Origin of the sequence: Kocuria sp. (assembly GCF_030538595.1) — a bacterium.
Classification (GTDB): Bacteria; Actinomycetota; Actinomycetes; order Actinomycetales; family Micrococcaceae; genus Kocuria.
Genome location: NZ_JAUNTS010000001.1, coordinates 255,112 through 268,329 on the forward strand (window position 1 = coordinate 255,112; position 13,218 = coordinate 268,329).

The 13,218-nt window shown below is 62.6% G+C and carries 23 protein-coding genes; 1 reads left to right on the top strand and 22 read right to left on the bottom strand.

Annotation, left to right across the window (positions count from 1 at the left end):
• Window positions 1-19: 19 nt before the first annotated feature.
• The 22 genes from Q4G32_RS01170 to rpsJ form a co-directional block, all read right to left on the bottom strand.
• Window positions 20-583 carry an adenylate kinase gene (locus Q4G32_RS01170; protein ID WP_303348622.1) on the bottom strand — a complete coding sequence of 188 codons (564 nt, stop codon included), beginning with the start codon at window positions 581-583 and terminating at the stop codon, window positions 20-22.
• A gap of 83 nt (window positions 584-666) precedes the next feature.
• Complete coding sequence (secY, locus tag Q4G32_RS01175) at window positions 667-1,977, bottom strand: preprotein translocase subunit SecY (protein WP_303348623.1); 1,311 nt, start codon at window positions 1,975-1,977, stop codon at window positions 667-669.
• A 417-nt stretch (window positions 1,978-2,394) separates the two neighbouring features.
• Window positions 2,395-2,880, bottom strand: coding sequence for a 50S ribosomal protein L15 (rplO, locus tag Q4G32_RS01180; RefSeq protein WP_303348625.1), 486 nt, complete (start codon window positions 2,878-2,880; stop codon window positions 2,395-2,397).
• Between the two features lie 2 nt (window positions 2,881-2,882).
• Complete coding sequence (gene rpmD, locus Q4G32_RS01185) at window positions 2,883-3,089, bottom strand: 50S ribosomal protein L30 (protein ID WP_047691979.1); 207 nt, start codon at window positions 3,087-3,089, stop codon at window positions 2,883-2,885.
• A gap of 1 nt (window position 3,090) precedes the next feature.
• Entirely contained in the window at window positions 3,091-3,768 is a 678-nt protein-coding gene (rpsE, locus tag Q4G32_RS01190; RefSeq protein ID WP_303348948.1) for a 30S ribosomal protein S5, read from the bottom strand.
• A 26-nt stretch (window positions 3,769-3,794) separates the two neighbouring features.
• Window positions 3,795-4,166, bottom strand: a complete 372-nt coding sequence (rplR, locus tag Q4G32_RS01195; RefSeq protein WP_303348627.1) for a 50S ribosomal protein L18 — start codon at window positions 4,164-4,166, stop codon at window positions 3,795-3,797.
• 2 nt (window positions 4,167-4,168) lie between these two features.
• Window positions 4,169-4,705, bottom strand: coding sequence for a 50S ribosomal protein L6 (rplF, locus tag Q4G32_RS01200; protein WP_303348629.1), 537 nt, complete (start codon window positions 4,703-4,705; stop codon window positions 4,169-4,171).
• 30 nt (window positions 4,706-4,735) lie between these two features.
• Complete coding sequence (gene rpsH, locus Q4G32_RS01205) at window positions 4,736-5,134, bottom strand: 30S ribosomal protein S8 (RefSeq protein ID WP_303348631.1); 399 nt, start codon at window positions 5,132-5,134, stop codon at window positions 4,736-4,738.
• A gap of 88 nt (window positions 5,135-5,222) precedes the next feature.
• Window positions 5,223-5,780, bottom strand: a complete 558-nt coding sequence (gene rplE / locus Q4G32_RS01210) for a 50S ribosomal protein L5 (RefSeq protein WP_303348633.1) — start codon at window positions 5,778-5,780, stop codon at window positions 5,223-5,225.
• Entirely contained in the window at window positions 5,780-6,124 is a 345-nt protein-coding gene (gene rplX, locus Q4G32_RS01215; protein ID WP_303348635.1) for a 50S ribosomal protein L24, read from the bottom strand. Before rplX ends, rplE begins: the two co-directional genes overlap by 1 nt.
• Window positions 6,124-6,495, bottom strand: coding sequence for a 50S ribosomal protein L14 (gene rplN, locus Q4G32_RS01220; protein WP_303348636.1), 372 nt, complete (start codon window positions 6,493-6,495; stop codon window positions 6,124-6,126). Before rplN ends, rplX begins: the two co-directional genes overlap by 1 nt.
• A gap of 428 nt (window positions 6,496-6,923) precedes the next feature.
• Window positions 6,924-7,202, bottom strand: a complete 279-nt coding sequence (gene rpsQ / locus Q4G32_RS01225; protein ID WP_303348637.1) for a 30S ribosomal protein S17 — start codon at window positions 7,200-7,202, stop codon at window positions 6,924-6,926.
• The gene (gene rpmC / locus Q4G32_RS01230; protein WP_303348638.1) at window positions 7,199-7,450 is read right to left on the bottom strand and encodes a 50S ribosomal protein L29; all 252 of its coding nucleotides are present in this window, start codon (window positions 7,448-7,450) and stop codon (window positions 7,199-7,201) included. Before rpmC ends, rpsQ begins: the two co-directional genes overlap by 4 nt.
• Window positions 7,451-7,453: 3 nt before the next feature.
• Window positions 7,454-7,870, bottom strand: a complete 417-nt coding sequence (rplP, locus tag Q4G32_RS01235; protein ID WP_303348639.1) for a 50S ribosomal protein L16 — start codon at window positions 7,868-7,870, stop codon at window positions 7,454-7,456.
• Window positions 7,870-8,706 carry a 30S ribosomal protein S3 gene (gene rpsC, locus Q4G32_RS01240; RefSeq protein ID WP_303348641.1) on the bottom strand — a complete coding sequence of 279 codons (837 nt, stop codon included), beginning with the start codon at window positions 8,704-8,706 and terminating at the stop codon, window positions 7,870-7,872. Before rpsC ends, rplP begins: the two co-directional genes overlap by 1 nt.
• On the bottom strand, window positions 8,707-9,072 hold the full coding sequence (rplV, locus tag Q4G32_RS01245; protein WP_303348643.1) for a 50S ribosomal protein L22: 366 nt from the start codon (window positions 9,070-9,072) through the stop codon (window positions 8,707-8,709). It lies immediately after the preceding gene.
• A gap of 54 nt (window positions 9,073-9,126) precedes the next feature.
• Entirely contained in the window at window positions 9,127-9,408 is a 282-nt protein-coding gene (rpsS, locus tag Q4G32_RS01250) for a 30S ribosomal protein S19 (RefSeq protein ID WP_303348644.1), read from the bottom strand.
• A gap of 14 nt (window positions 9,409-9,422) precedes the next feature.
• Window positions 9,423-10,262, bottom strand: a complete 840-nt coding sequence (rplB, locus tag Q4G32_RS01255) for a 50S ribosomal protein L2 (protein ID WP_303348646.1) — start codon at window positions 10,260-10,262, stop codon at window positions 9,423-9,425.
• A 37-nt stretch (window positions 10,263-10,299) separates the two neighbouring features.
• Window positions 10,300-10,599, bottom strand: coding sequence for a 50S ribosomal protein L23 (gene rplW / locus Q4G32_RS01260; protein WP_047691966.1), 300 nt, complete (start codon window positions 10,597-10,599; stop codon window positions 10,300-10,302).
• Window positions 10,596-11,222 (bottom strand): 50S ribosomal protein L4, encoded by a 627-nt coding sequence (gene rplD, locus Q4G32_RS01265; RefSeq protein WP_303348650.1) that lies wholly within the window; start codon window positions 11,220-11,222, stop codon window positions 10,596-10,598. The genes rplW and rplD overlap by 4 nt, the downstream gene beginning before the upstream one ends.
• Before the next feature lie 7 nt (window positions 11,223-11,229).
• Window positions 11,230-11,886, bottom strand: coding sequence for a 50S ribosomal protein L3 (rplC, locus tag Q4G32_RS01270; protein ID WP_303348652.1), 657 nt, complete (start codon window positions 11,884-11,886; stop codon window positions 11,230-11,232).
• Window positions 11,887-11,903: 17 nt separating this feature from the next.
• A complete protein-coding gene (gene rpsJ / locus Q4G32_RS01275; protein WP_013349689.1) occupies window positions 11,904-12,212 on the bottom strand; it encodes a 30S ribosomal protein S10 in 309 nt (102 codons plus the stop codon).
• 546 nt (window positions 12,213-12,758) lie between these two features.
• Between rpsJ and Q4G32_RS01280 the strand changes: the two genes are divergently transcribed.
• Window positions 12,759-13,016 (top strand): hypothetical protein, encoded by a 258-nt coding sequence (locus Q4G32_RS01280; protein ID WP_303348653.1) that lies wholly within the window; start codon window positions 12,759-12,761, stop codon window positions 13,014-13,016.
• Window positions 13,017-13,218 lie beyond the last annotated feature (202 nt).

The following is a 13,218-nucleotide window of genomic DNA, read 5'->3' on the forward strand; positions in this document are numbered from 1 at the left end:
GAAATTGGCGGCCTGCGGATCAGGCCAGGGTGGTCACAATGCGCTCGGTGACCTGGTCAATGGAACCCAGGCCATCCACTTCTCGCACGATTCCACGTGCGGCATACAGATCGACGACCACCGCCGTCTCCTGCTCGTACACGTCCAGCCGGTGGCGGATGACGTCCTCGGTGTCATCGGCGCGGCCCTGCTCTGCCGCGCGGCCCAGCAGACGAGCCACCAGTTCCTCGGTGTCCGCGGTCAGCTGCAACACCACGTCAAGGTTCTCCCCGCGTTCGGCCAGGATGCTGTCCAGCTCCTCAACCTGCGCGGCGTTGCGCGGGTAGCCGTCCAGCAGAAAGCCGTTCTGAGCATCGTCTTCTGCCAAACGGTCCCGGACCATGCGATTGGTGACGGAATCGGGAACCAAATTTCCGGCGTCGGTGTAGGACTGAGCTTCCTTGCCCAGCTCCGTGCCGTTCTTGATGTTGTAGCGGAAGATGTCTCCGGTGGAGATCGCGGGGATGCCCAGCCGCTCGGAAATGCGCACGGCCTGGGTACCTTTGCCCGCACCGGGCGGACCGATGATCAACATGCGTGTCATATTCACTCTCCTATGAGTTCTGCATTTGCCGTCCACACCTGGTGCACGACGACGTTGGGGTCAAGTGGCGGGGTGCGTTCGCCTCAGCGCAGCAGACCTTCGTAGTGACGTTGCTGCAGCTGAGCGTCAATTTGCTTGACCGTGTCCAGCCCCACACCCACCATGATGAGCAGGGACGGACCACCGAACGGGAAGTTCTGGTTGGCGTTGAACAGCACCAGAGCGATCAAAGGGATCATCGACACGATACCCAGATACAAGGCACCCGGCAGGGTGATGCGGTTGATGACGTAACGCAGGTAGTTCTCCGTGGGTTTGCCCGCACGGATTCCGGGGATGAATCCGCCGTAGCGCTTCATGTTCCCGGCAACTTCCTCCGGGTTGAAGGTGATGGACACGTAGAAGTACGTGAAGAAGACGATCAACAGGAAGTAGGTGGCCATGTAGACCGGATGGTCCCCGGAAGCCAGATAGGTGTTGACCCAGTTGATCCACGCCGGGACCGGAGAGCCGTCCGTGGGCATGGCGAACTGGGAGACCAGTCCGGGCAGCATCAGCATGGAGGAGGCAAAGATGATCGGGATCACGCCGGCCATGTTGACCTTCAACGGGATGTAGGTGGTGGTGCCGCCGATGGTGCGCCGGCCGACCATGCGCTTGGCGTACTGCACCGGCACCCGGCGCTGGGACTGCTCCACGAACACCACGCAGATGATGACCACCAGGCCCACCAACAGCACCAGCGCAAACGGACCCCAGCCCTGGGTATTGAAGATCTGCCCCAGCGCAGACGGGAAAGTGGCGGCAATGGAGGTGAAGATCAGCAAGGACATGCCATTGCCAACACCCTTGTCCGTGATCCGCTCACCCAACCACATGATCACGGTGGTTCCGGCGGTCAGCGTCAGAATGATGATCAGGATGGTCACAATGGTGTCGTTGGGGATCACCGGAAGCGGGCAACCTGCCAGCAGCTGGCCGCTGCGGGCCAGGGACACCACGGTGGTGGCATTGAGCAAGGCCAGTCCGATGGTCAGATACCGGGTGTACTGCGTGAGCTTGGCTTGCCCCTGGGGGCCTTCCTCATGCAGTTCCTGGAACCTTGGGATCACCACGCGCAGAAGCTGCACAATGATGCTGGCCGTGATGTAGGGCATCACACCGAGGGCAAAGATCGACACCTGCAGCAACGCGCCGCCACTGAACAGGTTGACCAGGTCATAGACACCACCGGACGTATTACCCAACGCCAGGCACTGCTGGACGTTGCCGTAATCCACGCCGGGGGCGGGCACAAAAGTGCCCAGCCGGTAGATCATGATGATCCCGATGGTGAACAGAATCTTGTTCCGCAGCTCGGGAGTCGTGAAAGCACGACCGAAAGCGCTGAGCACAGATCTCTCCTTGGGTCTTGTTCTCGACCGTGGGCCGGTCAAATCTCCGGCCCCATCCCGGTACGCATCACAATGCGTTGAACGGATCGCGTTGGGCGAATCCACCCGGGCGGGTGTCGGTGCTGATATTGCAAAGGCCGTCTTGGCCCCGGCAAGTCTAACGAAAGGGTGACGAATCGCAGCATCTTGGGTCGGAGGGAAGTCTCACACTCCGCCTTTACAGGGACGAATTCGCACTTCCTTGGTTCCTGACGCACTCAGGTGCCGCATGTTTGAGTACTCGACGCCGGGTACCCGGCAGCCGGACCACCACCAGCCAGTTACCACCCGGGCATGACACTGGCCCTCACCCCTGTGCGGGATGAGGGCCAGTGTCATGGTCGCCGGTTCACACCGACGACGCCGCTCTCACGATGATCACACCGTGGTGGTGGAACCACCGGCAGCAGCGATCTTCTCCGCAGCGGTGGCGGAGAACTTGTTGGCGGTCACGTTGACCGCAACGGTGATTTCGCCGTCGCCCAGGACCTTGACCGGCTGGTTCTTGCGAACCGCACCATTGGCCACCAGATCCTCGATGCTCACGGTGCCGCCCTGCGGGAACAACTCGCCCAGACGGTCCAGGTTGACCACCTGGTACTCGACGCGGAACGGGTTGTGGAAACCACGCAGCTTGGGCAGACGCATGTGCAAGGGCAGCTGGCCACCGGCAAAGCCGGGCTTCACCTGGTAACGAGCCTTGGTGCCCTTGGTACCGCGACCTGCGGTCTTACCCTTGGAACCCTCACCACGGCCCACACGGGTGCGGGCCTTCTTGGCGCCGGGGGCCGGCTTCAAGTGGTGGATCTTCAGGGCATCCTTGGTGCTGCCGTCAACAGCAACATTCTCAGTGTTCTCAGCCATGCTCAGGCCTCCTCAACCGTCACGAGGTGGGCCACGGTGTTGATCATGCCCGCGGTTGCCTCATCGGCTTTGCGAACCACCACGTTGCCGGGCCGCTTGAGGCCCAACGAACGCAGGGTGTCGCGCATGTTCTGCTTCTGGCCGACCTGGGAGCGGATCTGGGTGATCTTCAGCTCCCGACCGTCAGCCTGGATTCGCTTCTGCGTCATCTCACGCACCTGCCTTCTGCTGGAGTTCGCGCAGCAGCGGGGCGGGGACGACCTCGTCCATGGGCAAGCCACGGCGAGCCGCGACAGCCGCGGGCTCTTCGAGCTGGCGAAGGGCCTCGATGGTCGCGTGCACGATGTTGATCTGGTTGGAAGACCCGAGGGACTTCGAGAGAACGTCGTGAATACCGGCGCACTCCAGAACCGCACGCACGGGACCACCGGCGATCACACCGGTACCCGGGGTTGCCGGACGCAGCATGACGACGCCGGCAGCGGCTTCACCCTGCACACGGTGCGGGATGGTGCGCTTCTCCACGCGAGGAACCCGGAAAAAGTTCTTCTTGGCTTCCTCGACGCCCTTGGAGATGGCGGCCGGAACTTCCTTGGCCTTGCCGTATCCGACGCCGACCATGCCGTCGCCATCGCCCACAACCACCAGTGCGGTGAAGCTGAAGCGACGACCACCCTTGACCACCTTGGCCACGCGGTTGATGGTCACGACGCGCTCAAGGAACTTGTCCTTGTCTTCATCACGCTCGCGGCCACGACCACCGCGCTCACCACGGCCGCCACGGTCGTTGCGACCGCCGCGATCGTTGTTGCGGCCACCGCGGTCATTGCGATCGCCCTGGGCGCCGCGCTGCTCGGTGTTGGATTCCGTGCCAGCCTCAGCTGCCACGTTGTTGTTCTCGGTGTTCTGCTCGCTCACAGTGCCAGACCTCCCTCACGGGCGCCGTCGGCGACGGCAGCCACTCGACCGTGGTACTTGTTGCCACCGCGGTCGAACACGACGGCTTCGATGCCGGCGGCCTTGGCGCGCTCGGCGACGAGTTCGCCAACGCGCTTTGCCTTTGCGGACTTGTCAGCCTCGGAGCCACGCAGCTCAGCTTCCATGGTGGAAGCAGATGCCAGGGTGACACCGCGGGCGTCGTCGATGACCTGCACAAACATGTGCCGGGTGGACCGGGTCACAACCAGGCGCGGACGCTCGGCAGTGCCCGTGACGTACTTGCGAACGCGGGCGTGCCGGCGCGCACGCTGTGCGGCCTTGGACTTGCCCTTGATGTTCAGAGCCATGATCACTTACCTGCCTTTCCGGCCTTGCGGCGGATCTGCTCGCCCGCATAGCGGACACCCTTGCCCTTGTAGGGCTCGGGGGCGCGCAGCCCGCGAATCTTGGCGGCCACGTGGCCAACCTGCTGCTTGTCGATGCCCTTGACGGTCAACTTGTTCGCACCTTCGACGGCGAACTCGATGCCTGCGGGGGCTTCAAACGTGATCGGGTGCGAGTAACCCAGAGCGAACTCCAGGTTCTGGCCCTTTGCCTGCACGCGGTAACCGGTGCCGACAATCTCCAGACCCTTGCTGTAGCCATCGGTGACACCCACGATCATGTTCTGGACCAGGGTGCGGGTCAGGCCGTGCAAGGAGCGGGACTCGCGCTCGTCATTGGGACGGGTGACCGTGATCGTGCCGTCTTCCTGAGACAGTTCGATCGGTGCGGCCACGGTGTGGTTCAGCTCGCCCTTGGGTCCCTTCACGGAAACCTCGGAGCCGTCAATCTTCACCTCGACGCCGGCGGGCACAGAGATGGGGAGACGTCCAATACGTGACATGTTCTCTTCCTTCCTTTCTGCGCTACCGGATCACCAGACGTAGGCCAGGACCTCGCCGCCCACGCCCTTCTTGGAAGCCTGCTTGTCAGTCAGCAGTCCCGAGGAGGTCGAGAGGATGGCGATGCCCAGCCCGCCCAGAACGCGCGGCAGGTTGGTGGACTTTGCGTAAACACGCAGGCCCGGCTTGGAAATACGGCGCACGCCAGCGATCGAACGCTCGCGCTGCGGACCGAACTTCAGGGTCAGAACCAGGGTCTTGCCGACCTTGGCGGGTTCCTCGGACCAATCGGCAATGTAGCCCTCGGTCTTCAGGATCTCTGCAACACGTGCCTTGAGCTTGGAGTACGGCATGCTCACGGTGTCGTGGTAGGCAGAGTTTGCGTTGCGCAGACGGGTCAGCATGTCTGCGACAGGATCTGTCATGGTCATGTGGGCTCGTGCCCTTCCTCGTCTTGGTTTCCTAATGCGGTTGCAGCGCTGCGCGCCGCCGCACGTTCAAGGACCTGAGACGTAGTCGTCAGTTGGTCTTGAAGGGGAAACCGAGCGCCTTCAGCAGCGCACGGCCCTCGTCGTCGGTCTTTGCCGTGGTCACCACGGTGATGTCCATACCGCGCACGCGATCAATCTTGTCCTGATCAATTTCGTGGAACATGGACTGCTCGGTCAGACCGAAGGTGTAGTTGCCGTTGCCGTCGAACTGGCGGTCAGAGAGACCGCGGAAGTCGCGGATACGGGGCAGAGCCAGGCTCACCAGACGGTCCAGGAACTCCCACATGCGATCGCCACGCAGAGTGGTGTGGCAACCGATCGGCATGCCTTCACGCAGCTTGAACTGCGCAATGGACTTCTTGGCGCGGTTGATCACGGGCTTCTGGCCGGTGATGGCCGTCAGGTCCCGGACAGCCCCGTCAATGAGCTTGGAGTCCTTGGCGGCGTCGCCCACACCCATGTTGACGACAACCTTGACGATGCGGGGCGTTTCCATGACGTTGGCGTAGTTGAACTGCTCCTGCAGAGCGGGAACAACCACGTCCTGGAACTTGGTCTTGAAGCTAGGTGCGGTGGTCTCGGTCATCACAGATCCTTACCAGTGCTCTTGGACACGCGCACGCGAACGGTCTTGGTGCGGCCGTTGCGTTCCACGGTCTCGGTGCGGTAGCCAACCTTGGTCGGCTTCTTGGTCTCGGGGTCAACCAGTGCCACGTTGGAGATGTGAATCGGGGCTTCGAGCTTCTCGATGCCGCCGGTTTCACCCTGCATGGTGGCGCGCTTGTGGCGAGTCACCACGTTGACGCCCTCGACGACCACACGCTGGGTCTCGGGGATGACACGCAGGACCTTGCCCTGCTTGCCCTTGTTGTCCTTCTTGCCGGAGATGACCTGCACCAGGTCGCCGGTCTTGATCTTGAACTTGGGCATCAGAGCACCTCCGGTGCCAACGAGACGATCTTCATGAACTTCTTGTCACGCAATTCGCGCCCCACCGGGCCGAAAATACGGGTACCGCGGGGGTCACCGCCGTCGGACTTGAGGATCACTGCGGCGTTCTCATCGAAACGGATGTAAGAACCATCCGGACGGCGGCGCTGCTTCTTGGTACGAACGACGACAGCCTTGACGACGTCGCCCTTCTTGACGTTGCCACCGGGGGTGGCGTCCTTCACGGTGGCAACGATGGTGTCACCGATGCCTGCGTAGCGGCGACCTGATCCACCGAGAACGCGGATGGTCAGGATTTCCTTCGCACCCGAGTTGTCGGCGACGGTCAGCCGCGACTCCTGCTGAATCACTTGTTGTCTCCTGTCGTCACGCCGGTTCCAGCACCCTTCACTTCACATGCTTCAGGGGCGGGCCTAGCGGAACAGCTAGTCGGATAGATTCCCCTCCACCGCGTCTCGGCACGCTGGGCGCACACTGCGGCAGGGGCTCGGCCTATTCGTGCCAGAAGCATCTGAACTCGCAGTGGATTCATTGCTGCCCGGTGGGCGCAGAGTCATGCTGCGGGCATTATGCGCTGGCACGAAAGAGCAGAGGGGTGAGGGCATAGTGCTGCCCACACAAGACGTCAACATTACCACGCTGACCACAGAGCCGCACCCTGAGTGTGAGCAGCACAACGGCCCGCCCTCCCCCGAGTTTTCGGGATCGGACGGGCCGTTGCAAAGTGTTCAATCTGCTCCGTCAGCCGTGTGAGCCGCGAGCGCAGATCGGCACCGGATCACTTGGCCTTTTCGATGATCTCCACCACGCGCCAGTGCTTGTCAGCAGACAGCGGGCGAGTCTCAGCGATCAACACCAAGTCGCCAATGCCGCACGAGTTTTCCTCGTCGTGGGCCTTGACCTTCTTGGAGCGGCGCATGACCTTGCCGTACAGGGCGTGCTTGACGTTGTCCTCAAGCTGCACCACAACGGTCTTGTTCATCTTGTCCGAGGTGACGTAGCCACGGCGGGTCTTGCGGTACCCGCGCTCCTCGGTCTTCTGTGCCTGTTCGGTCACTTGGCATCATCCTCATCAGTGGTGTTCGTGGCACGGATGCCGAGCTCGCGCTCGCGCAGGACCGTGTAGATGCGGGCGATGTCACGCTTGACGGCCTTCAGACGACCATTCGACTCCAGTTGCCCGGTGGCCGACTGGAAGCGCAGGTTGAACAGCTCTTCCTTGGCCTTCTTCAGCTCGGTGTAGAGAGCGTCGTTGTCGAGCTCGTCGAGCTTTTCAATGCTCAGATCCTTGGATCCAACAGCCATGGATCATTCACCGCCTTCGCGTCGCACAATGCGTGCCTTCATGGGGAGCTTGTGGATGGCCAGACGCAGAGCCTCGCGGGCGACCTCTTCGGACACGCCGCCGAGTTCAAACATCACGCGACCCGGCTTGACGTTGGCAACCCACCACTCGGGGGAACCCTTACCGGAACCCATACGGGTTTCGGCGGGGCGCTTGGTCAGGGGACGGTCCGGGTAAATGTTGATCCAAACCTTGCCGCCACGCTTGATGTAGCGGGTCATGGCAATACGAGCTGCCTCGATCTGCCGGTTGGTCACATATGCCGGGGTCAGTGCCTGAATACCCCAGTCACCGAAAGTTACTTCGGTGCCGCCCTTGGCCATGCCACTGCGCTTGGGGTGGTGTTGCTTCCGGTACTTCACACGACGGGGGATGAGCATCAGTTACCACCCTCTGCGTTGGACGCCGAAGCCTGGGCTTCAGCGGCAGGAGCCTCGCCGGAACGCTCGGTGCGCTCCCCGCGGCGGCCCCCACGGTCATTACGGTCGTTACGACGACGACGCTCGCCACCACCGCGACGGTCGTTGCCGCCACGGCCGCGGGACGGAGCTGCAGCTTCCTGTGCTGCCAGTTCCTTGTCCGTCAAATCGCCCTTGTAGATCCAAACCTTCACACCGATGCGGCCGAAGGTGGTCTTGGCTTCAAAGAAGCCGTAGTCGATGTTCGCGCGCAGGGTGTGCAGGGGCACACGGCCTTCGCGGTAGAACTCCGAACGGGACATTTCCGCACCGCCCAGACGGCCGGCGCACTGGATACGGATACCCTTGGCGCCCGCACGCTGTGCGGACTGGATGGCCTTCTTCATGGCGCGGCGGAAAGCCACACGGGAGGCCAGCTGCTCGGCAACACCCTGGGCAACCAGCTGAGCGTCAGCCTCGGGGTTCTTGACCTCAAGAATGTTCAGCTGGATCTGCTTGCCGGTGAGCTTTTCCAACTCACCGCGGATGCGGTCGGCTTCGGCGCCGCGGCGGCCGATCACAATGCCCGGACGGGCGGTGTGAATGTCCACGCGGACGCGGTCACGGGTGCGCTCGATCTCCACCTTGGAGATGCCGGCGCGCTCCATGCCGGTGTCCATCAACTTGCGGATCTGCACGTCCTCGCGGACGTAGTCCTTGTACTGCTGGCCTTCCTTGTTGGAATCAGCGAACCAGTGCGAAACGTGGTCCGTGGTGATTCCAAGGCGGAAACCGTTGGGGTTGATCTTCTGTCCCACTTAGCGGACCTCCTCGTTCTCCGGGGTGGCCACGACCAAGGTGATGTGGCTCGTGCGCTTGTTGATCCGGTAGGCGCGGCCCTGGGCACGCGGGCGGAACCGCTTCATGGTGGGTCCTTCATCCACGAAGGCTTCGGACACAACCAGGTCCTCTTCGCGGAACGGCAAACCCTGGCGGTCAGCCGCCTGGCGGGCGTTGGCCACTGCGGACGACAGAACCTTGAACACCGGCTCCGAAGCACCCTGGGGGGCGAACTTCAGGATGGCCAGTGCCTCGTGTGCCTGCTGGCCACGGATCAGGTTGACGACGCGCCGGGCCTTCATCGGCGTCACGCGGACATATCGCGCGGATGCCTTGGCTTCCATTGCTTTCCTCTTCTCGTCTCTTGACGAAGTGCTAAACGCTACTGATCACGGGGATCAGCGGCGCTTGCCCTTCTTGTCGTCCTTCACATGGCCACGGAAAGTGCGCGTGGGAGCGAACTCGCCGAGCTTGTGACCAACCATGGACTCGGTGATGAACACCGGGATGTGCTTGCGGCCGTCGTGCACGGCGATCGTGTGCCCGAGCATGTCGGGAATGATCATCGAGCGGCGCGACCAGGTCTTGATCAGGTTCTTGGTGCCCTTCTCGTTCTCCTTGGCCACCTTCACAAAAAGGTGCTGGTCGACGAAAGGGCCCTTCTTCAGGCTGCGTGGCATGGTTAAAGGCTCCCTTAGCGCTTGTTCTTGCCGGTACGGCGACGGCGGACGATGAGCTTGTCGCTTTCCTTGTTGGGGCGACGGGTACGGCCCTCGGGCTTACCGTTCGGGTTGACCGGGTGACGACCACCGGAGGTCTTGCCTTCACCACCACCGTGGGGGTGGTCAACCGGGTTCATGACCACACCGCGCACGGTCGGGCGAATGCCCTTCCAGCGGTTACGGCCTGCCTTGCCCCAGTTGATGTTGGACTGCTCAGCGTTGCCGACCTCACCGACGGTCGCGCGGCAGCGGACGTCGACGTTGCGGATTTCGCCGGAAGGCAGACGGAGCTGACCGTACTTGCCCTCCTTGGCAACCAGCTGCACGGAGGCACCTGCGGAGCGGGCCAGCTTGGCACCGCCACCGGGGCGCAGTTCAACCGCGTGGATCACGGTACCCACGGGGATGTTGCGCAGCGGCAGGTTGTTGCCGGGCTTGATGTCCGCCGCGGGACCGGTTTCAACGACGTCGCCCTGTTTGAGACGGTTGGGCGCCACGATGTAGCGCTTGGTGCCGTCCACGTAGTGCAGCAGAGCAATGCGTGCGGTGCGGTTGGGGTCGTACTCAATGTGAGCAACCTTGGCGTTCACGCCGTCCTTGTCGTGACGACGGAAGTCGATCACGCGGTACTGGCGCTTGTGTCCACCGCCCTTGTGACGAGTGGTGATACGGCCCAGGTTGTTACGCCCGCCCTTCTTGGGGAGGGGGCGCACCAGGGACTTCTCCGGCGTGGACCGGGTGATCTCTGCGAAGTCCGCGACGGACGAGCCACGGCGGCCCGGCGTCGTCGGCTTGTGCTTACGAATAGCCATGTTTGAAATTCCTCGATAGGTGTGGCCTTTGGGCTTTTCAGCCCTGGCCTCCGAAGATGTCGATGGTGCCCTCGGAGAGGGTCACGATGGCGCGCTTGGTGCGGTTGCGCTGGCCCCAGCCGAAGCGGGTGCGCTTGCGCTTGCCGTCACGGTTGGCGGTGTTCACGGATGCCACCTTGACATCAAAGATGGCCTCAACAGCCTGCTTGATCTCAATCTTGTTGGCATCGGTGGCGACGAAGAAGGTGTACTGCCCCTGGTCGATCAGGCCATAGGCCTTTTCGGAGACCACGGGGGCGATGATGACGTCGCGCGGGTCCTTGTAGGTCACGCTCACTTGGCGTCCTCCTGCTTCTTGCCGTTCTGGGCGACCTCGACAAAGGCGTCGTAGGCAGCCTTGGTGAAGACCACGTCGTCGTTGACCAGAACGTCGTAGGTGTTGAGCTGGTCGGCGTAGAGGCTGTGCACGTTGCCCAGGTTGCGCACCGACAACGCGGTGACGTCATCCTGGCGGTCCAGCACCACGAGCACGTTCTTGCGCTCGGTGATCCCGGCCAGTGCAGCCTTGGCAGCCTTGGTGGAAGGGGTGTCCCCCTCAACCAGGGAAGCCACGACGTGGATGCGATCGTGGCGCGCCCGGTCAGACAGGGCGCCGCGCAGGGCAGCAGCCTTCATCTTCTTGGGGGTGCGCTGTGAGTAGTCACGCGGCTGTGGGCCGTGGACAATGCCACCACCGGTCATTTGAGGTGCACGGATGGAGCCCTGACGAGCCCGGCCGGTGCCCTTCTGCTTGAACGGCTTGCGGCCTGCGCCGGACACTTCACCGCGACGCTTGGTCTTGTGGGTGCCCTGGCGGGCGGCAGCCAGCTGAGCGACGACGACCTGGTGCATCAGCGGCACGGAGGTCTTGGCGTCGAAGATCTCGGCGGGCAGTTCCACGTTGATGGTCTCAGTTGCCATGGCTTGATCAGGCTCCCTTCACGGCGGTGCGGACGAAGACGACCGAACCCTTGGGGCCGGGGACGGCACCCTTGATGAGAAGCAGGGAGTTATCGGCGTCAACGGCCTGGACCTTGAGGTTCATGGTCGTGTGGCGGTCGTGACCCATCCGGCCCGCCATGCGCATGCCCTTGAACACGCGAGCGGCGAAGGAGGCGTTACCGATAGAACCCGGCTTGCGGTGGTTCTTGTGCTGACCGTGGGAGGCGCCCACACCGGCAAAGCCGTGGCGCTTCATGACACCGGCGGTGCCCTTGCCCTTGGTCGTGCCGACGACGTCGACCAACTGGCCGGCCTCGAACAGCTCTACGGAAAGTTCCTGGCCGAGCTCGTACTCGCCGGCATCGGAGGTGCGAACCTCAACGACGTGGCGGCGCGGAGCAACACCGGCCTTCTCAAAGTGCCCTGCCAGGGGCTTGGTCACCTTGCGGGGGTCGATCTGGCCGTAGCCGATCTGGATGGCTGAGTAGCCATCGGCCTCCGCGGTGCGCAGCTGAGTCACAACGTTGGTGTCGGCCTGCACGACGGTGACCGGGACGAGCTTTCCGTCCTCGTCCCAGACCTGGGTCATACCGAGCTTCTTGCCCAGGATGCCCTTCATCTGGCGTTCGTAAGTCGTAGTCATTACGTCTGCGGTCCTTATCAGAGCTTGATTTCGATGTTGACGTCGGCCGGGAGGTCCAGGCGCATGAGCGAATCAACGGCCTTGGGAGTCGGGTCGACGATGTCAATCAGCCGCTTGTGAGTACGCATCTCAAAGTGCTCACGGCTGTCCTTGTACTTGTGCGGCGAACGGATCACGCAGTACACGTTCTTTTCGGTCGGCAACGGCACGGGGCCAACCACGGTTGCCCCAGCGCGGGTCACCGTCTCGACGATCTTGCGGGCCGAGACGTCAATGACCTCGTGGTCATAGGACTTCAGCCGGATGCGGATTTTCTGTCCCGCCATGGCGTCGTGACTCTCTTTCTTCAAGTACTTCCCTGTGACGGAGCGTGAAGCTCCTTGTGTGTGGCACTTTCACAGTGCCGCTTCGCATGGGCCGAATCCGGATCATCCGGGTTCCTCGCCCCATCGAAGCACCGGTCCCCGTACTCGGGCGTGTCGCTCACGCGCCTTGCGCATGCCGATGCCTTTGAGGTTTCGGGGTGGTCGTTCATGGGTTGTTCCGTGACGCACACGTGGGTTATCTGTCCCGATTTTTACCGGAATCTCCGCACGCGGACATGCCACGGCTTGCGAACAACAGCGTCTATCCTGCCACGCGGCTCCACTCCCCCGCAACCCCGCACCCAACCATGTGCCACACCTCACCCACCCCCTGACTGCCGAACGTCCGAGTTTGGCTGTTTTTCCGCCTCGGAAACGACCAAACTCAAACGTTCGGCAGTAAGGGGGTGGGGTGCCAACTGTTGTTGCCCGAAGATGTATTCATGAGCTGTCAAGTTCTAAGCTGAGCACATCCGGCCTGGTGGCAGACAGCTGAGGAGGCCACACATGTGGATGTTGTTCGGAATCGTGGGCGGATTGCTCGCTGGACTGATCGTCCGGAACGTCAGTGGCATCAAGGCCATGCTCGTCTTGGCGGCCCCACTCCTGGTGTGGTGGTTGGCCTACTTTGGCGTGATCGGGCCGGGCATGAATGACAACAACCATCCCCAGTTCATGCTCGCCATGCTGGGGATCATGATCGGGATCGGACTGCCGAGACTGCTCGACTGGCGTCGTGAGAAGAGCTCAGCCACAGAGCTCTGACCCGTGGCACGCCGTCGAGCTCCCCCTACCCTCTCCACTGCCGAACGTCCGAGTTTGGCTGCTTTTCCGCCTCGGAAACGACCAAATTCGGACGTTCGGCAGTGGAGGAGGGGGGCGGGTGGGAACGGCAGAAGGCCCCGTACCGGATATGCGGTACGGGGCCTTCAAAGCAGTCCCGGATCAGGTCCTTACGGACCTGAGT

Bases quoted from the DNA above. Each gene is read 5' to 3' on its own strand.
- Q4G32_RS01170 (WP_303348622.1), bottom strand. From the start codon at position 583: ATGACACGCATGTTGATCATCGGTCCGCCCGGTGCGGGCAAAGGTACC.
- rplO (WP_303348625.1), bottom strand. From the start codon at position 2,880: ATGGCTGAGAACACTGAGAATGTTGCTGTTGACGGCAGCACCAAGGAT.
- rpmD (WP_047691979.1), bottom strand. From the start codon at position 3,089: ATGACGCAGAAGCGAATCCAGGCTGACGGTCGGGAGCTGAAGATCACC.
- rplR (WP_303348627.1), bottom strand. From the start codon at position 4,166: ATGGCTCTGAACATCAAGGGCAAGTCCAAGGCCGCACAGCGTGCGCGC.
- rplF (WP_303348629.1), bottom strand. From the start codon at position 4,705: ATGTCACGTATTGGACGTCTCCCCATCTCTGTGCCCGCCGGCGTCGAG.
- rpsH (WP_303348631.1), bottom strand. From the start codon at position 5,134: ATGACCATGACAGATCCTGTCGCAGACATGCTGACCCGTCTGCGCAAC.
- rplE (WP_303348633.1), bottom strand. From the start codon at position 5,780: ATGACCGAGACCACCGCACCTAGCTTCAAGACCAAGTTCCAGGACGTG.
- rplX (WP_303348635.1), bottom strand. From the start codon at position 6,124: ATGCCCAAGTTCAAGATCAAGACCGGCGACCTGGTGCAGGTCATCTCC.
- rpmC (WP_303348638.1), bottom strand. From the start codon at position 7,450: ATGGCTGTTGGATCCAAGGATCTGAGCATTGAAAAGCTCGACGAGCTC.
- rplP (WP_303348639.1), bottom strand. From the start codon at position 7,870: ATGCTCATCCCCCGTCGTGTGAAGTACCGGAAGCAACACCACCCCAAG.
- rplV (WP_303348643.1), bottom strand. From the start codon at position 9,072: ATGGAAGCCAAGGCATCCGCGCGATATGTCCGCGTGACGCCGATGAAG.
- rpsS (WP_303348644.1), bottom strand. From the start codon at position 9,408: ATGCCACGCAGCCTGAAGAAGGGCCCTTTCGTCGACCAGCACCTTTTT.
- rplB (WP_303348646.1), bottom strand. From the start codon at position 10,262: ATGGCTATTCGTAAGCACAAGCCGACGACGCCGGGCCGCCGTGGCTCG.
- rplD (WP_303348650.1), bottom strand. From the start codon at position 11,222: ATGGCAACTGAGACCATCAACGTGGAACTGCCCGCCGAGATCTTCGAC.
- rplC (WP_303348652.1), bottom strand. From the start codon at position 11,886: ATGACTACGACTTACGAACGCCAGATGAAGGGCATCCTGGGCAAGAAG.
- rpsJ (WP_013349689.1), bottom strand. From the start codon at position 12,212: ATGGCGGGACAGAAAATCCGCATCCGGCTGAAGTCCTATGACCACGAG.
- Q4G32_RS01280 (WP_303348653.1), top strand. From the start codon at position 12,759: ATGTGGATGTTGTTCGGAATCGTGGGCGGATTGCTCGCTGGACTGATC.